Origin of the sequence: Bacillus sp. S2(2019) (genome assembly GCF_005144805.1) — a bacterium.
Classification (GTDB): domain Bacteria; phylum Bacillota; class Bacilli; order Bacillales; family Bacillaceae; genus Bacillus; species Bacillus altitudinis.
The window spans coordinates 437,162-460,686 of the sequence record NZ_SWFL01000002.1 but is presented as its reverse complement, the minus strand read 5'-3'; the positions used below and the strand labels follow the sequence as shown (position 1 = coordinate 460,686).

Sequence of the window (23,525 nt, the reverse complement as noted above, 5' to 3'; positions counted from 1 at the left end):
AATAAAAGGAGGACTTAGAAGATGCGCTCAATGATCAAAACAGCCATCCTCAGCCTCATCGCCATTTTCGTTATTGTTCCAACAGCTTCAGCAGATAACTCGGTCTCCCGAATTGATGGTGGGAGCCGGTATGCTGTAGCAGCAAACGTAGCGAAAAAAGGATGGGGAACAGCAAGTACAGTTGTTTTAGTGGGGAAAACTGCATATGCAGATGCAACAGCAGGAATTCCACTGGCACATCAAAAAAATGGACCAGTTCTTTACACAAATAGTACAAGCCTTTCTGGAGATACAAAAAAAGCCTTAACGGCTTTAAAAACGAAGACAGTTATTGTTTTAGGCAGCACATCAAGTGTGTCAAACAACGTGGTCAATCAAGTAAAGAAAATGGGCATCTCTACACAACGTATTTCAGGAAAAAACCGATATGAGCTATCGGCAAATATCGCGAAAAAAATGAAAACGCCAGCTGGCGTCGTTGTGGTTGAAGGGTCATTCTATGCACATGGAATTGCCATTGCACCTGTAGCGGCACAAAAAGGGTTCCCAATTCTATATACAGATAAAAAGGGCCTTCGTTCTGAAATCGCTTCTGTTGCAAAAGCAAGCAATGTGAAACAAACCATTGTCGTAGGCGGAGAGAATTACGTCACAAAAGCAGCTTATAATCAATTAAAATCTCCAACGCGAATCAAAGGCTCTACTCGTTATGACGTGGCTGCGAATATTGTGAAAAAATACAATATGAGCACAAATAATACCTATGTAGGAAGAGGGTTTGGCTATGCCACTTCATCTTCTGCGGCAGGAATTGCAGCAAAGCAAAACAAAGCATTGCTCCTAACGAATGAAAAGACGCTGCCAAAGGTAACAAGAGCGACGATTAGCAGCAAAAAAATCACCAAATTTACTGTCGTTGGCAGTACAAATACAGTGACACCAACTGTCGTGAATCAATTGAAAAATCCTGTCGTTGGCAAAAAAGTATTCATTGACCCAGGTCATGGCGCTCATGATTCAGGAGCGGTAGGCTACGGATTATATGAGAAGAACTTAAACTTAGATGTAGCCAAACGTCTAAATACAAAGTTAAACAACGCAGGTGCACTTGTGACGATGTCAAGAACATCAGACACATTCGACAGTCTTCAAACACGGGTGAGCAAAGGTGCGTCAGCAAATGCAGATATCTTCATCAGTGTCCATGCGAACTCAAATGATAACAGCAGTGCAAATGGAACTGAAACGTATTATGACAAAACATATGCGGCAACAAACAGCTTGAAGCTCGCGCAAAATATTCAGCCTAAAATGGTCAGTGCATTAGGCACAAGAGACCGTGGCGTGAAGACAGCTGGTTTCTATGTGATTAAATATTCTAAGATGCCAAGTGTTCTCTTAGAAACTGGTTTTGTTTCCAGTCCAGTTGATTCAAATATTTTGAAATCTGCTACTTATAAAGATCGATTAGCGTCAGGTATTTCAAGCGGTGTTTCAGGCTATTTTAGATAAGAAAACATACAGATGAGGGGTGCCGAAGATACTCCTCTTAGGCTGCTCGAGAAACGACTCTCGGCAGCCTTTTTTCAAAAGTACATGAAGTGTTTCCTGGGTTCCAGGATGAAGGGTTCAAAACCAAGGAGGTTGACTTCATGCGTTCTTATATCAAATGTTTTGTTTTAATTGTGGTTTCACTATGTTTATATGCACCATCAGCATTTGCGCAGCACAATGTATCAAAGCTTGAGGGAAGTAATCGATATGAGGTGGCAGTTAACGCTGCAAAACGTGGCTGGTCGACAGCACCTACAGTTGTTTTAGTAGGCGGTGATGCTTATGCTGATGCGCTAAGTGCTGTGCCGTATGCCTTTCAGCAAGGAGCCCCAGTGCTGTTAACGAATACTAGCAGTCTTTCAGGTGCAACTAAGTCAGGTCTTCAGCAGTTGAAAACGAAGCGTGTCATCATTCTTGGCGGAACCGCAAGCATTTCTCAAAAAGTCGTAGCGCAGCTAAAAGCAATGAATCTATCCGTATCGCGAATACAAGGAAAGAATCGATATGAATTGGCGGCAAACGTTGCTAAGCAAATGAAGAGTGTTGATACAGCTGTGATTGTGAATGGTTCTGCTTATGCAGATGCTGTGGCGATTGCTCCATATGCTGCAAAACAGGGCTTTCCTATTTTATTAACCGATGCAAAAGGGCTGCGGCAGGAAACAGCCAATCTATTAAAAAGCAAAGCGGTGAAACGGACGATTGTGATTGGCGGGGAAACAAGTGTCAATCAAGCAGCCTATCAAAAGCTGCCATCACCCGCGAGAATCAGCGGAGCCAATCGGTATGAAGTGGCAGCCCGAATTGCTAAAACATACCCGATGAAGACAACCCAAACGTATATGAGTAACGGCTATGCATATGCCGATGCGGCAGCTGCGGCAAGTACGGCAGCCAAGCAAGGGCAAACCCTTCTTCTTACAGACGCTCAATCAGTGCCAGATGCGATTCGTCGTGTCATTGGGACTAAAAAGATTTCAACATTTACAGTGTTGGGCGGAACATCAACCATACGAACCAGTGTGATCACACAGCTGAAAAATCATGTGTTAGGTGAAACCATCTTTATTGATCCAGGTCATGGTGCGCAGGATGCTGGAGCGGTAGGAAATGGGCTGTTTGAAAAAAATGTTAATCTGGATGTTGCGTTAAAACTGCAAGCAAGGCTCAAACAAGCGGGTGCGCTGACGGTCATGTCTAGAACATCTGATACATTTGATTCCTTGCAAACACGTGTAAGCAAAGGATCACAGGCTGGTGCGGATGTGTTCATCAGCATCCATGCCAATGCAAATGATCATAGCGGTGCAAATGGAACAGAAACGTATTATGATGCGACGTATGCTTCGGCCAATAGTTTAAAGCTGGCACAAAAGGTACAGCCCCAGATGGTGAAAGCCCTTGGCACAAGAGATCGCGGTGTGAAGACAGCAGGATTCTACGTGATCAAGTATTCAAAAATGCCCAGCATCTTGCTTGAAACGGGGTTCGTAACCAGTCCGATTGATGCCAGTATATTAAAATCAACGACTGCCAAGGAGCGGCTGGCTTCAGGAATCGCAGCAGGTGTATCTCAATATTTTGAATAAAATAGATCGGATGAATGATATGTCAAGTTAAAAATACATTTCATTTCAGGTTATTTTTGTTATAATCGAAACATAGAGGGTGGATTTTTCACGTATTTGCCTTCCAATGACAGCAAATCGACAAATCATGAAGAGGTGACGATCTTGAAAAAATTAATCACAATGCCGTTTTTAGTTTTACTTCTAGGTGTAATGCTCACAGCATGCGGCACATCAAATCAGTCAAACGATAACAATACGGATAACAGCAAAAAAGAAACAACTGAAGCAGCAGATCAAAAGAAAGAAAATGCAACAGATGAAAAGGTGGAAGACAAGTCTGCAAGTGAAAAAGCAGATGATGAAAGCAAAGAAACAGCTGCTCAAACAGAAGACCAAGCAGGTCAATCTGATGAAGATGCAAAAGAAAGCTCAAGTAAGGAAATCACAAAAGAAGAAACGACAAATGATCAGTCAAAAGCTGAATCTAAAACAAAAAAAGAATCTACAACGAAGAAAAATGAAGTCACCAAAGAAGGCACATATGTCGGTTTGGCTGATGGACATACAATTGCTGTCAACATTGATGGAAAAGAAGTAGCCATTCAATTCGGAAATACATTTTCTAAACAAGTGAACAGCCTAAAAGAAGAATCAAAAGTGAAAGTAACTTATACAAAAGATGCAAACGGAACGCTTAGACTGAAGACGATCGAATCCGTAAAGGCAAAATAAAAAAAGACACGTAGACCCGCAGAAATGCGGGTCTTTTTTACGTTTAAAAGGGCATAACTTGATATAAGGGCACATTCTTAACACACTTTTACAAGACTTAACAGCCCATTTACATTTGCTTAATGTTGCTCTGCTAAACTGACTTTCATAGAACATCTCTTTACACAACAACTACTTTGAATGGTGAGGTGCAGGTCAGTGAGCGCAGAGAAAGCGATGAACCTTTACAGAGAATATGAAGTGAGACGAAACCACTCTTTTGCTTTAACAGAACATATGGTTCGATATTTATTTGCAAAACGTTTCATAGATGTCGTGTTCTCGTTCATCGGATTGATGTTGAGTACGCCAATCATTTTACTGTTTGCCCTTTTAATTAAGCTAGAAACACCAGGGCCAGCCTTTTATATGCAGGAAAGGGTCGGAAAAGACGGTGTCTACTTTAAATTATGGAAGCTCAGATCGATGAGAACCAACGCAGAAAGCGGAGGAGCGAAATGGGCGCAAAAAAATGACCCTCGTATCACCAAAGTGGGGGCATTCATCAGAAAAACAAGAATTGATGAACTGCCGCAATTTATCAACGTGTTAAAAGGAGAAATGAGTATTGTAGGTCCACGTCCTGAAAGACCAATGTTTACTGCCGAATTTAATCGGACGATTCCAGGCTTTACAAAAAGACTGACAGTGAAGCCGGGGCTGACTGGTCTTGCTCAAGTAAATGGGGGATATGAAATGAGTCCAAGTGAGAAATTATCACACGACTTACAGTATATTCAAAACTTGACATTTTCTCTCGACACGAAGATTATGGTAAAAACGTTAAAAGTCATCGTGACTGGTGACGGAGCCAGATAAGTAAAGTAGGGAAGAGAAATGGCAAGTATGAAAAATCGCCTGCTGGGCGGAGCAAAATGGACAAGCTTGTCCGCATTGATCATTACCATCATCCAAATTGCACAGTTCGCCTTTTTAGGAAACGTAATGTCACTGAAAGAATTTGGACTCGTTGGCATGATCACAACGGTCACAATATTTACACAGATTTTACTTGATCTAGGTATCGGTGCTGCGATCATTCAAAAGGAACAAACGACGGAACGTCAATTATCTACATTATATTGGATCAACTTGCTGACGGGAATTCTCTTGTTTTGTGTATTGATCCTCGCAAGTCCCTTGATTGCCGCCTTTTATGCCAGACCTGAGCTGGAAGGCTTGCTCAAGTTATTATCGATCATGTTTCTTATTGCACCAATTGGTCAGCAATACCAATATATGATGCAGAAAGATTTAGCCTTTAAAACCTTAAGTACGATTGAGACGATAGCGACGATCATTTCGCTGATTGTTCTACTGATTCTAGCCTTTTTTATTAATCCAATTGTGGCCTATGTGATCTCTCAAGTACTGCTTCAATCAGGAAAAGGACTCATGTATGCAGCGGCTTATTGGAAGAAGTGGCGCCCAGCACCCGTTTTCGCATTAGGGGAAGTGAAAGAGTTTTTCTCCTTCGGGGCTTTCCAGCTTGCGTCAAGACTAGTCAATCGGGCAGGCTCAAATATCGACATGATTTTAATAGGACGGTTTCTTGGAGCAGAAGCTTTAGGGATTTACAGCCTGGCTTATCAAATCGTCACAATCCCGGTGCTGAAAATTAACCCGATTGTGACGAGAGTGGCTTTCCCAGTTTTCGCAAAAAGTCAGCGTGATCATTCTAGGCTGCGTGAGGGCTTCCTCAGTATGACGAATATGCTCGCACTCATTAGTTTTCCACTCCTCATCGGTCTTGCTGCCGTATCAGATAGCTTTATAGAAGTGGTGTTTGGAGAGAAATGGCTAGTGGCGGTCCCGGTTTTGAATATTTTGTGCATTGTTGGTCTACTCCGTGTGCTGATGAATCCAAATGGTTCCATCCTTCTTGCAAAAGGAAGAGCTGACTTAGCTTTTTATTGGGATACAGGCATGCTCATCGTATATGGATGCGCCTTATATGCAGGAGTCCATACTGGCAGTCTATTGACTGTAGCTTGGGTCTACTCAGGGGTCAGCCTGCTGAACTTCATTGTCGGCAGGTGGCTGATGGCTTATGTCATTCAGCTAGATATGAAGTTGTATGTAAAATCACTCGTAAAGCCTGCTGTCATGACGCTGTTAATGGCCACCTGCGCAGTGACTGTTCATCAAGGGATGAAGCTGACATCAGCGGATATACTGCTTCAATTACTACTCACGATTGGTTTAAGTGCGGTTTTATATAGCTTGCTACTTGTCAAAATGTATCCGCAGATGGCAGGGAAATTATGGAGAAGAGGTCGTTCGTCATGAAGGTGCTATGGCTGACAAGTGTATATCCTAGTGAAAAACATCCAAGTGAAGGAGTCTTCCATGAAACGCAAGTGCAGGAGCTGGTCAAAAAAGGCGTAGAAGTGAGCGTGATTTGTCCTACTCCTGTCAATCCGCCCATCTTACGGATGCTTAAAGCTTCCTATCGTCAGAGAAAAGATCTTCCCGAGCAGGAAGTGAGGTGCGGCGTGCCGGTTTACAGACCGCCCTATACAGCGCTGCCTGGACAGCTAAAATGGGCTCAGCCGGGTAAACGAATCGCAGCTTCTGTCCTGCGCACAATGGAGCGTTATGAACTGTCACCGGATTTCATCCATGCGCACTTTGCCATGCCGTCTGGCGGCGCAGCAGCTGTGATCAAAAAGAAAGCAAACATCCCTTATCTTCTGACCTTACACGGCAGTGATGTGAACGTCTATCCAACCTATAGCCAAGGGGCGCTTGCAGCCTTTAAAGCAGCAGTAAAACAGGCGTCTGCTGTTCTCACAGTGAGTGAAGAGCTGGCAAAGAAAACACATGACATGACAGAGGTGGATGCACAATGTCTTCCGCTTGGAATTCCGCTCAAGTCATTTTCTAGAACACCAGAGGATCAAACAGCCATCAGAAAGCAGATCGGTTTACCGCTTCACGACAAGCTCGTCGTTTTTGTCGGCCGTTTAGTCAAAGAGAAAGGTTTGCTTGAATTAGCGGAAGCTGTCAGCGGGATGGAGGGTGTAAAAGCCGTCTTTGTCGGAAAAGGCCCCCTCGCAAAGGAGCTGGCCGAACGGGCGGGAGAATCCATTATACTCCCGGGGCAGGTGCCGAATGAACAAGTCAAACATTATTTAATGGCAGCTGACCTGTTTGCCCTTCCATCCTACAGTGAAGGAATGCCGACTGTCGTCCTTGAGGCGCTCGCTTTAAAACTGCCTGTCATCGCAACACGGGTTGGTGGTCTCCCATCACTATTTTCTACCTATCAACATCTGCTCATTGAACCGCGTTCAACGAGTCAGCTAAAAGAAGCGATTCACGCTTATCTTTATGAAAACAGATGGAACGAGCAAGTGAAGAACGATCTTCACCACATCGTCCATACAGATTATTCATCATCACATAATGCTACGCTCCTGATTCAGCAATATGAAAAGGTGCTGAATCAATCAACATCCACCGTTTAAACAGGATGAAATGTGCAAAGACTGATAGATAAACAGTTTGGAACGACCAATATGCTTTTACTGAGAGGATGAAACATGTTGAAGAAAATTGCTGTGATTGGAACAGGATATGTCGGGTTAGTATCGGGTACTTGTTTTGCTGATATCGGAAATCGCGTCATTTGTTGTGACATCGACGAATCAAAAATCAACAGCTTAAAAAGCGGTCTCGTTCCAATTTATGAACCGGGCTTAAAGGAATTGATTGAGAAGAATACAGAAGAGGGAAGATTGTGTTTTACAACCAATATTCCCGCTGCAATTCGAGAATCAGAGATTATTTATATTGCGGTAGGAACACCAATGACACCTCAGGGGGAAGCGGATTTAACATTCGTGAAAGCTGTGGCTCAAACGGTTGGGGAACACCTGAATGGCTACAAAATCATCGTGAATAAGAGCACAGTGCCAGTTGGAACAGGACGTCTTGTTCAAGCCATTGTTCAAAAGGCTTCACGCAGTAAATATCCATTTGACGTCGTCTCCAATCCAGAGTTTCTGCGGGAAGGTTCAGCTATTCAAGATACGATGAATATGGAGAGAGCGGTGATTGGCTCTACAAGTGCAGATGCATCCACGATCATTAAAAAATTGCATGATCCGTTTCAAACAGAAGTGGTTGAGACCAATCTAGAAAGTGCAGAAATGATTAAGTATGCGGCAAATGCCATGCTCGCCACAAAAATCTCATTCATCAATGACATTGCGAACATTTGCGAGAGAGTTGGTGCTGATGTGGAAAAAGTCAGCGAAGGCGTTGGGTTAGACAGCCGGATCGGGCATAAATTTTTAAAAGCAGGCATTGGATTTGGTGGTTCTTGTTTCCCAAAAGATACGATGGCTCTTCTCAAAATTGCCGAAACAGCTGGCTACCGGTTCAAGCTGATCGAATCTGTCATTGAAACAAACAACCACCAAAGAGCCCATCTTGTCAGCAAACTGATGAGTGTGTTCGGTGATATTAAAGGAAAAACGATTTCCGTTTTAGGGCTCGCATTTAAACCAAATACAAACGATATGCGTTCAGCACCAGCACTAGATATTATCCCAATGCTGAGAGAGCTCGGAGCTTTTGTCAAAGCCTATGATCCAATTGCTTATATAGAAGCAGAAAGAGAGCTTGGCCCGCAGGCGGTCTTCAGCAATGATCTCTATGAAACAGTGAAAGATACAGATGCTTGTCTCATCTTAACGGAATGGGATGACGTACAGAAGATGGATAAAGATCAGATCAAGCAGCTGCTTCGTTCTCCCATTTTAATTGATGGAAGGAATTTGTTTGATCCAGCAGAAATGAAAGAGAGAGGATTTATTTACCAGTCCATCGGCCGCCCAGGCGTATGGGAAACAGAATTGGTATCGAAGGCACAATAATAGGGGGAACTTGGATGAAGAAAGTATTGGTCACTGGGGGAAGTGGATTTATAGGATCTCATACGGTAGAGGCTTTATTAGAGAAAGGATATGAGCCTATCGTTCTTGATAACTTTTCAACTGGATCGAAGGAAAATATCGCTCATCTATCCGTACAATGCATTGAAGCAGATGTCACAAAATCAGAAACGGTCGATTTGATCAAACACATTGCACCAGATTATATCATTCATCTTGCAGCGCAAGTGAGTGTAGCCGTTTCGGTTCAACATTTCGTCTACGACGAAGAGGTCAATATTAAAGGCTCGCTGCATGTGATCAAAGCAGCGGCTGAAGCCGGGGTAGAGAAAGTGGTGTTTGCTTCATCGGCAGCAGTTTATGGAGACCCAGTCTATCTGCCGGTCGACACAGCTCATCCGCTACAGCCTGGTTCACCTTATGGCTTGTCGAAACTGACAGTTGAACGATACTTAGAGATGGCAAAATCACTCTATGATGTGGACTATTGTATTATGCGGTACAGCAATGTATATGGTCCGCGCCAAGACGCACTTGGTGAAGGCGGTGTTGTCTCAATTTTTTCTGATAAGTTTGCAAAACATGAGGCACCTTTCATCTTCGGAAACGGGGAACAAACAAGAGATTTCATCTATGTAGGCGATCTAGCCGCAGCGAATGTTGCAGCTTTAACAGCTCAATCAAACGTTTGTTTAAATATCTCATGTGGTCATTCCATCACGGTGAATGAGCTGTTTCAAACGATGAAGCGAGTCGCGAGATCAGATCTTGAACCGATTTATAAGCCTCAGCGCGCAGGAGATATTGTGCATAGTACATTGGAAAATGAGGAAACGAAACAAGTCTTAACATGGGAGCCTGTAGTGACTTTACAAGAAGGTTTGGCTCGCACCATTTCCTACTATGAACAGGAAGTAAAGGCTTAATCCCTCAAATCGGATGGGTTGCTTAGGAGGAAAATGGGTATGAGTGTGAAACAAACAGCATGGCAAATCATAATCGGATGTATTTTATTAATAGCAGGTATCGGGCTTGTACAAATGGCATCCGCACAGTCTATCGGGTTAAAGAAGATGGTGGTCATTCCGGTTTTGATTGTGGTGCTCATGGTGGCTGCTATATATATGAAGCTCTACATGAATGGTGAACACATATTCATGTCAGCCATTTACCTTTTAATTGCATTAACATTTCTCAATAATGCTTTTTTCTCTATTAGTGTTGGGTTCTTTAGTCTCTTTCTCTACCGCATCATGCTCTTGGCTGTCTTTGCTTTATTCATATGGCGGATGAGAGACAAAGGAACGTACATATCCCAGTGGCAGCAAATTCGTGTTAAAGGCATTCTTGGTTTTTTCGCTGCATGGTTTTTTTACGGGCTCATCTCACTGCTTTGGGCTCATTCGGTCACAGACGGCCTGAAATATATGTCTCTTCTTGCGATGGGAATGGGTTTTGTCTTTCTTGTGGTCATGTACATTCAGCGAATGGATCAGATCGTGACTTTTTATAGTATTTGGCTAGTCATGACTGTATTTGTGATGGGAATCGGGTTCTATAATCACTTGACCTTGAATCATTTACCGAATACCTCATTGTATCTTGGACCAGCGTACAAACAGCACTATCCTACGGCTGTCTTCTTTAACCAAAATGACTTTGCGACGTTTTTATCTATTAGCTTTTTCTTATATGTGGCGTGTATGCGCCAAATGAAAAATGGTTATATCAAAGCGTTCGGATTACTAGGAGCCATCTTAGCGCTGTATCTTATTTTGTTAACAGAATCGCGCGCCAGTTTGCTCGGCATATTAGCTGGAGCGGCAATCTATGTATGGTTACTGATGCCTCGCTTTTTAAAAAAGTGGTCCATCATGGCAGCAGGCGGGCTTGGTATCATCTGTATCGCCATTTTTTCAGCCAAAATCTATTCTGTCTTTGATGACTTGTTTCTCGCTTCTCAGGTCGCTCATTCTTTTAGCGAACCACTCCCGTCCAACATTGCCCGGGCGAATTTAATTAAAAACGCCTGGCATTTCTTTACGAATTCATACGGTTTCGGAGTCGGAGCGGGCAATGTGTCTTATTACTTAGCTCACTTTTCTATCTTTGATACAGATCAGGTCGTGGAAGTTCACAATTGGCTGCTAGAGGTGATGACGAATTTTGGGTTTGCCGTCATGCTAGGTTATATCTCAGTGTATGCCTATCTCATGTTCTCACTGTACAAACAATACCAATTGGCTGACACGAGATCAGCCAAGATGATCATTGAAGGTCTATTTGCTGCCATGCTGAGCTTTCTCGTCTCAAGTATCAGTCCGAGTTCGGTCTCGAATTTATATTTCCACTGGGTGTTTCTAGGTCTAGTGATCGCAGCGGTCAATATCATGAAAAATAAACAGCGCTTCAAGCCGTGGGCAAACGTGTGATGCTGAGTTTGTATGGCTACACTAGTGAAAAAGCAAATACGTCAATGTTGGGAGAATGAGCATGTCTGGTTTTATGTTAAGAATAGGGAAGCGAATGAAAAAATATATCGTCTGGCTTGTGCTGCTGCCTGTCGCATTAGCTGCTTTTGGTTTCTTTTTTGCCAAGGGGACAGTAGAACAGTCTAGTTACACAGCTGCTGTGACCTTGACGCTTGGGAAATATGACGACGGTGTGTATAACAATATGGAAGAAGTGACATCTCTATTAAAAAGTGATGCATTTCTGAATCAAGCACTCCGTGATGTAAAGGAAGAAGAAAGGCAGGATGTGAAAAATCGTTTGATTCTCACGAACCAGTCCGATACACAATTGCAGTTGTCGTTTACAGATGCTGATCAAGCTCGAGCTTTGGCGGTAGTGAAACAAGTGTCAGATACATTTTTAAAGCAGGACAAAGCCTTATTTACGAAAAGACAGCAAGTCATTGAAAGAAGACTATCCGCTCTTGAAGATGAATCTGTCAGCAATGACTCCAAAGTCGATAAAGAACGATTTTTATATGAATTGGAATCGACAAAGCTCGGGATGAAGCAGGCAAAGATTGTCGATCCTGCCCAAGTACTTGATGAAGGGAACAAAGGGATGTCAGCGAAAAAACGAGCACTGCTTGGACTTGTCATTGGCCTTAGCATCTCGCTTATGTTTGTGGTGTTACCTGAAGTGTTCAAAGAATCTTAATGATGAACTGGAGATGAGTCTTAGGTGAACAATCAACCGTTAGTATCAATTATTACACCGGCGTATAATGCGGAACGTTATTTAACGGATACAGTTCATTCCGTCCTTGCCCAAACCTATTCCAACTGGGAGCTGATCATTGCAGATGATTGCTCAACAGATGGCACAAGGAAGTTGTTAGGGGAATTAAGTCAGACGGACGACAGAATCAACGTCATTTATTTAGAGGAAAACGGGGGAGCCGCTATTGCTAGAAACACAGCCATCAAACAGGCGAAAGGCCGCTTTATCGCTTTTTTAGATAGCGATGATATGTGGAAACAGACAAAGCTCGAAAAGCAGGTCAAGTTTATGTTAGAAAATGATCATGCCTTTACTTTCACGGCATATGACATCATTTCAGAAAATGGAGAGCCGTTACAAAAAACCGTCACAGCGCCGGCTCAGTTGAACTACAATGAAGCTTTAAAAAATACGATTATCGGCTGTTTGACGGTGATGCTCGATCTTCAACAAGTAGGACACGTGGAAATGCCAAACATTCGAACAAGGCAGGACTTAGCCACATGGCTCTCTATTTTAAAAAAAGGATTTACTGCCTATGGAATGAGTGAGCCGCTCAGTGAATATCGCATCGTGGGAAACTCGATTTCTAGTAACAAGTGGAAAGCAGCGAAAAAAACATGGTTTGTCTATAGAGAAATTGAGCAGCTTCATTTTGTGAAAGCATCTTGGTGTTTTATGCACTATGCCACAAATGCTGTCAAAAAGCGTTTATAAACAGAAGGGAAAAAAGGTGATAAAGGTGAAAGCAGACTCGATCATACATGTGATTGTCGCAACGGGAGAATGGGGCCACGATGGCTTAAGGTACAGACGGCATCGACTGGCGGAATTTCTTGCATCTGATCCAGAAACGAAAGAGGTCATCTGGGTATGCCCATCTTCCACTCGTCATTCAACTCCCTTTCAGCCTATAACGGATCGAATGAAGCAAATGACCATTCCTGATGTGCTCAAGAGCAAGTTTTTTCGCTTTGGCCGTTATCAAGATATGTTTTATTTTCATAAATTATCTCCTCTTCTTGAGCATTTGCGTCAAGAAGAAAAGCAGGGCATAGCCGTCTGTTTATGGTATACGTTTCCGGGATTTCCGCTCTTATCTTCTTTATTTGAATGGAAACATATTGTGTATGATTGCAGTGACCTGTGGGGAGAGCCCATCAGCGGAAAAAACAACATTCTCTCTTATATGAGACAGCGAGTCATTGTAAAAGCTGAAAACCGCATTATTAAATATGCACACAGCATTACATGCTCTTCACAATACTTACATGATCAAATCAAAAAAAGGCTCATGGGTGAACCGAAAGATGTCTTTACAGTAGAAAATGGCGTCGAGTATGATGTGTTTGCAAAAAGCAACCTCCCTAGCAGGGAAGACGTGCTAGAGGGAAGAGAGGGAACGGTTCTTGGCTTTATAGGTGGGATCAAGCCGAAGCTCGATTTTGACATGATCGCTCAAGCTGCTCGCATGCAGCCAGATTGGACATTTTTATTTGTCGGTCCGGATGGAACGAATGGAGATCCATTTTTTCAGCATGCACTCAAACTGCCCAATGTCATATGGACAGGAGCAGTCGCACCAGAAGAAGTGCCTGCTTATATGAAATTAATTGATGTAGGGATGATGCCATACAAACAGTCTCCTTACAATCAAGCGGTTTTTCCGCTCAAGCTGTATGAATTTTTAGCTGCCGGAATCCCTGTTGTTGGTTTAAATCTTCCATCAACGGAAAGGCTAAAAGAGAATGATGTGTATGAATATGTAGAGGGCGAAGATCCAGCTCTCTTCGTCGAAGCCTGCCAGAAAGTGATCAGTAAAAAAGATGACATGACATGCAGACATCTAAGACAAAGCCGGGCAATGAAAAAAGATTGGCACGCACTGTTCACAAACATGGTGGAATTAACGAATATTAAAGAAAACGCATAATTCATTCAGGATTGTGCGTTTTTATTTGTTTCTTCTTCTTAGGGGGAGCTTGTGATCATCCTATATTCAATTGTATAATGGAAAGAGCGGCCAATATACAAAATACAGATTTCAATTTAGAAGGAGACTGACCTATGGATTACGAACGCGCCTTATTAGCGTTTTTTGTCTCTCTGGCTACAGTTTTAATTGTGACACCAATCGTCAAAAAGTTTGCAATTAAGATTGGTGCAGTGGACCAGCCGAATAAACGAAAAGTTCATGATAGAGTAATGCCTCGAATGGGCGGTTTGGCGATTTTTATTGGGGTAGCGGCTGGAGCACTAGCAGGCGGGCTGTTTCTACATAATAAAATTACAGCTATATCAGTTGGCGCTGTACTCATCGTCATTTTAGGTATATTTGATGATAAATATAATTTAAGTGCAAAATTTAAATTTCTTGTGCAAGTTCTCGTTGCTTGCTTAATCGTGAGCACGGGCTTAAAAATGGACTTTTTCTCTGTTCCTTTCTTAACAGATCGACTGGAGTTAGGATGGATGGCATATCCCCTGACTGTACTATGGATTGTTGGGATTACAAATGCGATCAATTTAATTGACGGATTAGATGGACTGGCTGCCGGAATTTCGGTTATCGGTTTAACCACGATTGCCGTCATGGCATTTTCTGCGGACAAGATCCTGATTCTTTCGTTATCTCTTGTCGTCATTGGCAGTACCATCGGTTTTCTTTTTTATAACTTCCATCCAGCAAAAATATTTATGGGTGATACAGGGTCGTTATTTTTAGGCTATATGATCTCGGTCCTGTCACTTTTAGGATTGTACAAAAGTGTTACTTTGTTTAGTGTTGTTGTCCCTGTAATTATTTTAGGTGTGCCTATTTTTGATACGACCTTTGCGATCATAAGACGAATATTGAATAAACAGCCTATCTCAGCACCTGACAAATCACACATCCATCATCGACTGATGGCCTTTGGCTTATCACATCGAATGGCAGTGATTGTGATTTACATGATTGGTTTAGTCTTCAGCTTAAGCGCGATTTTGCTGACAAGTGCCACCATTTGGCTGTCATTGATCATCATCTTTTTACTGGTCATGTTTATGCAAGTTATCGCTGAAGTCACTGGTTTGGTGAACGAAGAGTTTAAACCATTTACGAAATTCTACAAACGTATGGTCAAAAGACAATAAAAAACAGCCCGCTTCCAAGGAACGGGCTGTTTTCCTATTATTGTCCTGATGTGCTGGTCGAAGGGGCCTGGGTATCGGCTGACCCTGTTGCATCAGAAGATGAATCGGTTTGTGTATTTGTTTCAGTTGAGGACGATGACTCAGCAGGAAGCTTTAAATGCGTCCTTAACTCATTTTGCACCTCAGCCAAGTTGGTTTGATCTGGCTCAAAGAAGTATGTTCGATTTGGTCCTAAATAAAGGTCTGATCCTTTAATAGATAGTGTTTCAGTATCGTCTCCTTTGAAACCACTGTAAATTTGCTGTAGAGCAAGTCCTTCTGTGATGCGGAAGTTGGTTGTTATATGATCACTTACTTCTTTTGCGATATTATCCACGTTTGCAATGTTATGAGGTTTCGCCATTTGATCAATCATGGCACGTAAGATTTGTTTCTGACGATCGTTACGCCCGAAATCACCACGTGGATCTTGTTTTCTCATTCGCGCATAAGCAAGTGCCTCTTCCCCGTTTAAATGCATATTCCCTTTTTTAAAGTAAATCTTTTTCGATTTTTTGACGTCACTTTTTTCATTGAAGTCAAATGGAACGTCTATATCGATTCCCCCAACTTCATCAATGACATCCTTAAAACCGTCAAAGTCCACTGTTGCATATTTGTCAATTGGGATATGCAAGAATTGTTCGACAGTTTCAATCGTTTCGTCTTTACCGCCTTTAGCAAATGCCGCATTGATCTTTACTTTATTTCCCGTTGTGTCACTAGCAAGCTGTACTCGTGTGTCACGGGGGATACTGACCATTTTCATCGTTTTATCCTGAGGATTAATCGTTGCGACGATGAGTGAATCTGAACGGCCGTGATCACCATTTGTGGCGTAATCCTCTATACCAACAAATAGGACAGAGAAAGGTTTTTTCTTTATATCAATGACAGCATCACGGAGTTTCGATTTCTCCCCACGCTCTAATTCATCATAAGTTTTGTCAGCAGCTTGGAGTGTATTCACAATCTTATAAACTGCAAATCCGCCCATGCAGATGAAGAGAAGCAAAAATAAGACCAGAATCCGTTTGAAAATCTTTTTCTTCTTACTCTTTTTCTTTCGTACACGCACTTTTACTCGTTGTGCCATTCATCTGTCTCCTTTATCGGACCAACGTCCTTTTCTAAATAAATCAATTCGCCTTCTTTAGTAACACTCTTTCCATTAGTCAACTCAGTCATCCATTCAATGAACTGCTCTGTTTGTGTTTCTTCTACATACGTTTCAAAAATCACATCTTCTGCATAATGGATGTCTTTTAGCTGAAAAGATGAGGCTCTAAGCTCATTCTCTACCTTTCCAAGCCATGTATAATCTATTGTTGTGTGCATCGTACGCATTAAACAGCGTTCTACCATACCAACATGATTGATTGCTTCAGACACAGATTTTCCGTACGCGCGAATTAATCCACCGGCACCTAGCTTAATACCGCCGAAATAACGAGTGACGACAACAACTGTATCTTTCAGCTTGCGTTTTTTAAGCACTTCAAGCATGGGTACCCCTGCCGTACCGCTTGGTTCACCATCATCATTTGCTTTTTGAATCAGATCATGTTCACCGATCAAATAGGCGGAACAATTATGAGTGGCGTTCCAATGTTGTTTTTTTATGGATTGTATAAAGGCTTGTGCTTCTTCTTCTGAGACAGCACGTTGTATATGACAAATAAAACGTGATTTTTCAATGACGATCTCATGCTCGCCACGGCTTTTGACTGTGAGATAGCGGTTCAGCAAAAGACATACCCTCCTGACAAGCAAATTGTAAGGCTAGAGAAAATTTGCATTGGTTTTAGAATTTTAAAGCGTATTTTGTTATGATGATAGGAGCGGAAAAAGGGTCGTCATAAAAATTTCATGATTTATACGCATTCTTTCATTATAATTCGACATAAAATGCAGATCAATGACATTTATAATAAAAAAAGATGACATCACTGTTACGGGAGGGAAAAGCCATGACAACACCTAAAATGGATCCGAAGTTATTGGATTCAATCATCATGAAAATGCTAAGTACAGTTGATGGCAGTAAGGACGAAGTATTTAGAATCGGCGAACAGTCCCGTCAACAATATGAAAGCCTGGTAGAAGAGCTTAAGCAAATTAAACAGCAAGTCAACGAAGTCATTGATTTTGGGGATAAACTAGAAGTACATACGAGACATGCTAGAAATCGTTTATCTGAAGTCAGCAGAAACTTCAACAAATTCAGCGAAGAAGAAATACGAGAAGCCTATGAAAAAGCACATAACCTGCAAGTAGAATTGACCATGATCCAGCAGCGCGAAAAACAGCTGAGGGAAAGAAGAGATGATCTCGAAAGACGATTGTTAAGCTTACAAGACGTCATTGAACGTTCAGAAACGCTTGTGAGCCAGATCACGGTCGTCCTCAACTACTTGAACCAAGATTTACGTCAGGTCGGTGTTTTACTTGAAGATGCTCAGGCAAAACAAGATTTTGGACTAAGAATTATTGAAGCCCAGGAAGAAGAGCGCAAAAGGGTATCACGAGAAATCCATGATGGACCTGCTCAGATGCTGGCAAACGTGATGATGCGTTCAGAACTAATTGAACGAATTTTTAGAGACCGTGGAACAGAAGAAGGATTTAAAGAAATTAGAAGTCTAAGACAGAATGTGCGAAATGCACTGTACGAAGTGAGAAGAATCATTTATGATTTAAGACCGATGGCTTTAGATGATTTGGGTCTCATTCCGACACTTCGAAAATACTTAAACACAATTGAAGAATATGATGGAAAAACCAAAATTACGTTCCAGTGCATAGGTGATACAGAAAGCGAAAGAATTGCTTCTCAATTTGAAGTGGCACTATTTAGACTAGCTCAAGAAGCTGTCACAAACTCTTTAAAGCATTCTGAAGCTGAAGAAATCTCTGTGAAGGTTGAAGTGACGAAAGACTTTGTAACCTTAATTATCAAAGACGATGGAAAAGGCTTTGATATGAAGGATGTTAAAACAAATAAAAACAAATCCTTTGGGTTACTTGGTATGAAAGAGCGCGTAGACTTACTAGAAGGTAAAATGACCATAGACTCAAAAATAGGTCTAGGGACATTCGTCATGATTAGAGTACCGTTAACATTACAAAATAAAATTGTAAAATAGAGACAAAAGACATATTGACCATAAAGTTCAGGTGTAGAACAATAAACATGGGGAGGCGTAGCTTGTGACTAAAGTAAATATTGTAATTATCGATGACCACCAATTATTCCGTGAAGGTGTCAAACGGATTTTAGATTTTGAACCTACTTTTGAAGTAGTTGCAGAAGGAGACGACGGTGACGAAGCTGCACGTATCGTAGAACACTATCATCCGGATGTTGTCATTATGGACATTAATATGCCGAATGTAAATGGTGTGGAGGCTACAAAACAGCTAGTAGAGCTTTATCCCGAATCAAAAGTCATTATCCTATCTATTCATGACGATGAAAACTATGTGACACACGCATTAAAAACAGGAGCAAGAGGCTACTTGTTAAAAGAAATGGATGCAGATACCCTCATTGAAGCAGTAAAAGTAGTAGCTGACGGAGGCTCTTATTTACATCCGAAAGTCACTCATAACTTAGTAAATGAATTCCGACGCTTAGCAACAAGCGGCGTTTCAGCACATCCACAGCACGAGGTATATCCTGAAATTCGCAGACCACTTCATATCTTAACAAGACGTGAATGTGAAGTTCTTCAAATGTTAGCTGACGGAAAGAGCAACAGAGGTATTGGTGAGTCGCTCTTTATTAGTGAGAAAACAGTCAAAAACCACGTGAGTAACATTTTGCAAAAAATGAATGTAAATGACCGTACTCAAGCTGTTGTTGTAGCAATTAAAAACGGCTGGGTAGAAATGAGATAATGTTCCGGACAAGTACTCCTTTTTCGCCTGTTTTTAGTTCTCTCACATTCAAGTTAGAGAGCAATGATAGGCAGGTAAGGAGTCTTTTTCGGATATAGCGGGCTTGCCTATTGATTAGGCAAGCTTTTTTGATTAGTATTATAAATCTAGTGAAAAACAATGATCATTCTTTTTTAAAAAGCAACTTAACGGATAAGGAAGGTATTTAAGAATGAAAATAGCCGTTGTAACAGACAGTACTGCTTATATACCACAAGAACTACGTGATAAACATCATATTCATATGATCCCTCTGAATGTCATCTTTGGTACTGAATCATACCGTGAAGAAGTAGAAATGGATTGGAAGACATATTATGAAGAAGTCAAGAAACATAAAGATCTTCCAACAACCTCTCAACCTGCTTTCGGTGAACTTATAGAATTATATGAAAAACTTAGTGAAACATATGATGCTGTGATTAGTATACATCTGTCAAGCGGAATTAGTGGAACATACAATAGTGCGGCCTCAGCGAATGAACTAGTTGACGGAATCGACATTTATCCGTTTGATACAGAGACTAGCTGTATGGCGCAAGGTTTTTATGTGTTAGAAGCTGCTGAAAAAATCCAAGGTGGTGCTTCTCCAGAAGAAGTGATTTCCCATCTCAATTATCTGAAAGAAAATCAAAGAGCTTATTTTATGGTAGACGATTTAACTCATTTACAACGTGGCGGCAGATTAAATGGTGCTCAGGCTTTTATTGGAAGCCTCTTAAAGGTAAAGCCTATCTTGCATTTTGACAACAAGCTAATTGTCCCTTTTGAGAAGATTCGTACACGCAAAAAAGCCATTTCACGTATTTTTGAATTATTTGATGAAGATGCATCACGTGGTGTTCCAATGAGAGCAACTCTGATACATGGTAATAGAGAAGAAGAAGCAGATGAATTAATTGCGCACTTATTAGAAAAGTATCCTCATGTTGAATTTTATAAAAGCTACTTTGGTGCCGTGATTGGCACTCATCTAGGCGAAGGTTCTTTAGCACTTGGCTGGATCATCAGGTAGATATCAAAATCCCCTTTTCTCATGGAAAAGGGGATTTGTTTTTCTATTTTTACAATTAGACGAAAGGTCTTCTCTTTGTACATAATGGGTCAACATGAATGGAAAGGTAGTGCGTGAAATTGAATCTGGAAAAAGCAATGGAACTCAGTCACAAGCTACAATCAAGGCACCTTCTTCCTGTTGAATGTCAATGTACACAGTCCGAATTGGAGTGGCTGGAGAATCAAAGATTTATCCATAGAACACCTGCTGTCGATAGGGTGTCGAGTGGTTTGATCTGCTGCCGGTGCGGTGTATCAAACAAGCGCTACTTTGCCCTCTCTCCGTGTGAAACATGTAAAAAAGAATGTGTATACTGTAGATCCTGCATCATGCTGGGAAAAGTAAGTGAATGTGGCTTTCTCTACGAATGGACGGGTCCACAAAAGAAAGAAACAAGACAAGTTGAATTAACATGGCAGGGAGAGCTTTCTAAAGGGCAAAAGAGAGCGTCCGATAGGCTAGTAGAAGCAATCCAAAACAAATTTGATCTGCTCGTTTGGGCTGTTTGTGGTGCGGGGAAAACGGAGGTGCTTTTTCACGGAATAAAATATGCGTTAAATAACGGAATGAGTGTTTGTATTGCGACGCCTAGAACCGATGTTGTAATTGAGCTTGAACCTCGAATGAGAAAGGCATTTCAAGGACTGAATATAGCTGCACTTTATGGCGGGAGTTCTCAAAGATTTCAAATGGCACCGCTTATGATCGCTACAACTCATCAGCTAATGAGATATAAAAACGCTTTTGATGTCCTCATTGTAGACGAAGTCGATGCTTTTCCTTATTCAATGGATGAACGGCTTCAGTTTGCTGTTTTAAAATCAATGAAAAAAACAGGAGTTAGAATTTACTTAAGTGCCACACCATCTAAAAAAATGCAAAAGGATGTTGCTCGTAGACAATTAGAAGCGATCAAAATTCCTCTGCGCTTCCACCAAAAACCGTTGCCTGTCCCAACATTTCAATGGGTTGGAGATTGGAAAAAGAGATTAAAAAGAAATCGGCTTCCAGCATCTACAATGAACTGGCTGCATGAACATATCACAAAGAAAAAAAGAGTGTTACTCTTTGTTCCTTCTATTTCTACTATGAAGAAGGTAACTCATATTCTTCAAGTTCAAGATGTGAATGTACAGGGTGTTTCTGCGGATGATCAAGAAAGGAAGCAAAAAGTCCAGCATTTCAGAGATCATAGGTACGATGTATTGGTTACAACAACTATTCTAGAAAGAGGCGTTACCATCCAAGATGTTCAAGTGGGCGTATTAGGTGCGGAATCTCCTATTTTTACAGAAAGTGCACTTGTCCAAATTTCTGGTAGAGCAGGGAGACATCCAGATTTTTTTAACGGAGACGTGTACTTTTTTCATTTTGGTTTAACGAGAAGTATGAAACAAGCAAAGAAACATATCGTAAAAATGAATAATTCAGCTGAAAAAGAGTTTTCTGAAAAATAGTGTGGGTTCAACTAAATCATGGTACATTATATTCACAAAACACAAATGGCAGGAGAGACAAAATATGCTACTCAACGCAAAAGAAATACTACTTAAAGAAATTCTCTATCAATATCTCAACCAATTAAACATGATTTGTCATTGTGAAAAATGTATAGAAGATGTATTAGCCATTTCTCTAAATCAAGTGAAACCGCAATATATAACAGATATCGATAAAATATCCTACAGTAAATCCGAGATGGTGGATAAACAGAAAAATACGGCGATGCTCGTCATTCTGACAGAAGCTGCTTCAACGGTCACTACATATCCAAGGTGCGAAAATCATTTGCCGTTGAACAAAGAAAATCGTTGATTTGTCCAATTTGTGAGAGCCATTTTGTGGCTGCTTTTACATGGAAATCATTCCTACTATTAAATGAAGATCGTTTATGTGTAGCATGTAAGAACCACCTGATGAAGATTCAAGGTCCTACTTGTCCTAAATGCGGAAGAGCCCAATCAAATGATCAATTGTGTCAGGATTGTTCAAGGTGGAATAAACGACGGGATTTTGCTGAGATTCTTGTGATGAATCGATCTGTTTATGCTTACAACGACTTTATGAAAGATATTCTAGCTCGATTTAAATTTCGAGGTGATACGGCTTTAGCTGATCTATTTAAAAAAGATGTACAGTCAGCGTTTAAACGTTCTTTTTCAATCAAAGAACCGGTCCTTGTCCCAATTCCTTTGAGTAAAGAGAGATTAAAGGAAAGAGGATTCAATCAGTCAATGATGCTTGCTTCCATGATTGGCGGACCTATATTGGAGCCACTTATAAAAGTACATCAAAGTAAGCAGTCTAAGAAAAGAAAAAATGAACGTTTACATCAACAGAATTTGTTCCAATTAAGGCAGTCAAACCCGATCGTTCTAAAGGATGTCGTATTAATCGATGACATTTATACAACTGGGGCGACAGTCTATCATGCAGCAAAAATTTTAAAAGAAGCAGGCGCCAAAAGTGTTTCCTCTTTTACGTTGATTCGTAGTTAAAAATCATGACAATCAACCGATATTAAGAAAAGAAAATAACGTAAGGGGTTTTGGTTATGAATCAATTGGCAAACTGTCCACAATGTAATCAGTTATTTTTAAAAACCACCATCCAAACGGTTTGTAACAAATGCTTTGAAGAAGAAGAACGTTCTTTTGATATCGTTTATAAATTCTTGCGTAAGCAAAGTAATAGACAATCAACCATTGCTGAAATAGTAGACGCAACAGAAGTTGATGAAGAATTAATCCTGAAATTTATCCGTTTGAAAAGACTTCAAATTAGTCAATTCCCGAATATCAATTATCCTTGTGAAAGATGCGGCCAACCGATCAGGAAAAACAAGCTGTGTAGCCATTGTGAAAAGGATATAAAGACGCAAATCAGCCAAATGGACCAAGAAGAAGAGCGTAAAAGGGAGATTGAATCTAGGAAAAAAGACACCTATTATGCCATTAATCCTAAAAACGACTGATTCCCTAAACTAAGTTGCAGTTTGGTCGATAAAATGGATAGAATCAAGACAGACTGTAACGGAAAGCGAGAGGAATCCCGTGAAAATTAATCGATATGGAACACAACCAGTAAATCCTTACAAGAAAACATATGAGAAACAAACGTTGCAATCGAATCAAGCAAAATCAACTGACAAAGTCGAAATTTCTAAAAAGGCAATCGAAATGCAAAAGGTGCCGAATATCATGAAAGAACGTCAAGATAAAATAGACCAAATTAAAAAAAGCATTGAAGCCGGAACATATCAAGTAGATACAAAAGGCATTGCAGATAAAATGTTGAATTTTTATAAACAACAATAACAAAAGG

Annotated in this window: 23 protein-coding genes; 21 read left to right on the top strand and 2 right to left on the bottom strand. The window is 41.0% G+C overall.

Features of this window, described 5'->3' with window-relative positions; all coding sequences use genetic code 11:
* Positions 1–21 precede the first annotated feature (21 nt).
* The 13 genes from FBF75_RS07490 to FBF75_RS07430 all read left to right on the top strand — a co-directional run bounded on the left by FBF75_RS07490 (position 22) and on the right by FBF75_RS07430 (position 15,166).
* Entirely contained in the window at positions 22–1,512 is a 1,491-nt protein-coding gene (locus FBF75_RS07490) for an N-acetylmuramoyl-L-alanine amidase (RefSeq protein ID WP_008348299.1), read from the top strand.
* A gap of 140 nt (positions 1,513–1,652) precedes the next feature.
* Positions 1,653–3,143, top strand: a complete 1,491-nt coding sequence (locus FBF75_RS07485) for an N-acetylmuramoyl-L-alanine amidase (protein ID WP_136944588.1) — start codon at positions 1,653–1,655, stop codon at positions 3,141–3,143.
* A gap of 144 nt (positions 3,144–3,287) precedes the next feature.
* Complete coding sequence (locus FBF75_RS07480; protein WP_169476074.1) at positions 3,288–3,857, top strand: hypothetical protein; 570 nt, start codon at positions 3,288–3,290, stop codon at positions 3,855–3,857.
* Positions 3,858–4,055: 198 nt separating this feature from the next.
* Positions 4,056–4,715, top strand: a complete 660-nt coding sequence (locus FBF75_RS07475) for a sugar transferase (RefSeq protein WP_008348294.1) — start codon at positions 4,056–4,058, stop codon at positions 4,713–4,715.
* A gap of 18 nt (positions 4,716–4,733) precedes the next feature.
* Complete coding sequence (tuaB, locus tag FBF75_RS07470; RefSeq protein WP_167403838.1) at positions 4,734–6,185, top strand: teichuronic acid biosynthesis protein TuaB; 1,452 nt, start codon at positions 4,734–4,736, stop codon at positions 6,183–6,185.
* Positions 6,182–7,366 carry a teichuronic acid biosynthesis protein TuaC gene (gene tuaC, locus FBF75_RS07465; RefSeq protein ID WP_058213544.1) on the top strand — a complete coding sequence of 395 codons (1,185 nt, stop codon included), beginning with the start codon at positions 6,182–6,184 and terminating at the stop codon, positions 7,364–7,366. The genes tuaB and tuaC overlap by 4 nt, the downstream gene beginning before the upstream one ends.
* 75 nt (positions 7,367–7,441) lie before the next feature.
* The gene (gene tuaD, locus FBF75_RS07460) at positions 7,442–8,779 is read left to right on the top strand and encodes a UDP-glucose 6-dehydrogenase TuaD (RefSeq protein WP_108611025.1); all 1,338 of its coding nucleotides are present in this window, start codon (positions 7,442–7,444) and stop codon (positions 8,777–8,779) included.
* 14 nt (positions 8,780–8,793) lie between these two features.
* Entirely contained in the window at positions 8,794–9,723 is a 930-nt protein-coding gene (locus FBF75_RS07455) for an NAD-dependent epimerase/dehydratase family protein (RefSeq protein ID WP_017357857.1), read from the top strand.
* A 39-nt stretch (positions 9,724–9,762) separates the two neighbouring features.
* Positions 9,763–11,229, top strand: a complete 1,467-nt coding sequence (gene tuaE / locus FBF75_RS07450) for a teichuronic acid biosynthesis protein TuaE (protein WP_099496875.1) — start codon at positions 9,763–9,765, stop codon at positions 11,227–11,229.
* Positions 11,230–11,290: 61 nt separating this feature from the next.
* Positions 11,291–11,968, top strand: a complete 678-nt coding sequence (gene tuaF, locus FBF75_RS07445; protein WP_017368144.1) for a teichuronic acid biosynthesis protein TuaF — start codon at positions 11,291–11,293, stop codon at positions 11,966–11,968.
* A gap of 24 nt (positions 11,969–11,992) precedes the next feature.
* Positions 11,993–12,748, top strand: a complete 756-nt coding sequence (tuaG, locus tag FBF75_RS07440) for a teichuronic acid biosynthesis protein TuaG (RefSeq protein WP_008348281.1) — start codon at positions 11,993–11,995, stop codon at positions 12,746–12,748.
* Positions 12,717–13,964 carry a teichuronic acid biosynthesis protein TuaH gene (gene tuaH, locus FBF75_RS07435; RefSeq protein WP_099496874.1) on the top strand — a complete coding sequence of 416 codons (1,248 nt, stop codon included), beginning with the start codon at positions 12,717–12,719 and terminating at the stop codon, positions 13,962–13,964. Before tuaG ends, tuaH begins: the two co-directional genes overlap by 32 nt.
* Positions 13,965–14,098: 134 nt before the next feature.
* A complete protein-coding gene (locus FBF75_RS07430; protein WP_007499956.1) occupies positions 14,099–15,166 on the top strand; it encodes a glycosyltransferase family 4 protein in 1,068 nt (355 codons plus the stop codon).
* Between the two features lie 37 nt (positions 15,167–15,203).
* On the opposite strand, the gene FBF75_RS07425 is transcribed toward FBF75_RS07430, so the two are convergent.
* Together FBF75_RS07425 and FBF75_RS07420 are read right to left on the bottom strand one after the other, a co-directional pair.
* Positions 15,204–16,301 carry an LCP family protein gene (locus tag FBF75_RS07425; RefSeq protein WP_007499958.1) on the bottom strand — a complete coding sequence of 366 codons (1,098 nt, stop codon included), beginning with the start codon at positions 16,299–16,301 and terminating at the stop codon, positions 15,204–15,206.
* Entirely contained in the window at positions 16,286–16,954 is a 669-nt protein-coding gene (locus FBF75_RS07420) for a YigZ family protein (RefSeq protein WP_017357860.1), read from the bottom strand. Before FBF75_RS07420 ends, FBF75_RS07425 begins: the two co-directional genes overlap by 16 nt.
* A gap of 221 nt (positions 16,955–17,175) precedes the next feature.
* Here FBF75_RS07420 and degS point away from each other — a divergent pair, with 221 nt between their 5' ends.
* From degS to flgM, 8 genes are all read left to right on the top strand, one after another.
* A complete protein-coding gene (degS, locus tag FBF75_RS07415) occupies positions 17,176–18,351 on the top strand; it encodes a two-component sensor histidine kinase DegS (RefSeq protein ID WP_035389673.1) in 1,176 nt (391 codons plus the stop codon).
* Positions 18,352–18,415: 64 nt separating this feature from the next.
* The gene (gene degU / locus FBF75_RS07410; RefSeq protein ID WP_008348273.1) at positions 18,416–19,105 is read left to right on the top strand and encodes a two-component system response regulator DegU; all 690 of its coding nucleotides are present in this window, start codon (positions 18,416–18,418) and stop codon (positions 19,103–19,105) included.
* Positions 19,106–19,316: 211 nt separating this feature from the next.
* Positions 19,317–20,159 (top strand): DegV family protein, encoded by an 843-nt coding sequence (locus tag FBF75_RS07405; RefSeq protein WP_024719242.1) that lies wholly within the window; start codon positions 19,317–19,319, stop codon positions 20,157–20,159.
* Between the two features lie 119 nt (positions 20,160–20,278).
* Positions 20,279–21,658, top strand: a complete 1,380-nt coding sequence (locus FBF75_RS07400) for an ATP-dependent helicase ComFA (RefSeq protein WP_136944704.1) — start codon at positions 20,279–20,281, stop codon at positions 21,656–21,658.
* Between the two features lie 64 nt (positions 21,659–21,722).
* Complete coding sequence (gene comFB, locus FBF75_RS07395; protein WP_035701582.1) at positions 21,723–22,016, top strand: late competence protein ComFB; 294 nt, start codon at positions 21,723–21,725, stop codon at positions 22,014–22,016.
* Between the two features lie 101 nt (positions 22,017–22,117).
* Positions 22,118–22,699 (top strand): ComF family protein, encoded by a 582-nt coding sequence (locus tag FBF75_RS07390; RefSeq protein ID WP_471674829.1) that lies wholly within the window; start codon positions 22,118–22,120, stop codon positions 22,697–22,699.
* Between the two features lie 56 nt (positions 22,700–22,755).
* Positions 22,756–23,175: a TIGR03826 family flagellar region protein gene (locus tag FBF75_RS07385; RefSeq protein WP_017357864.1), complete on the top strand. Its 420-nt coding sequence runs from the start codon at positions 22,756–22,758 to the stop codon at positions 23,173–23,175.
* A gap of 79 nt (positions 23,176–23,254) precedes the next feature.
* Positions 23,255–23,518: a flagellar biosynthesis anti-sigma factor FlgM gene (flgM, locus tag FBF75_RS07380; protein WP_003213252.1), complete on the top strand. Its 264-nt coding sequence runs from the start codon at positions 23,255–23,257 to the stop codon at positions 23,516–23,518.
* Positions 23,519–23,525 lie beyond the last annotated feature (7 nt).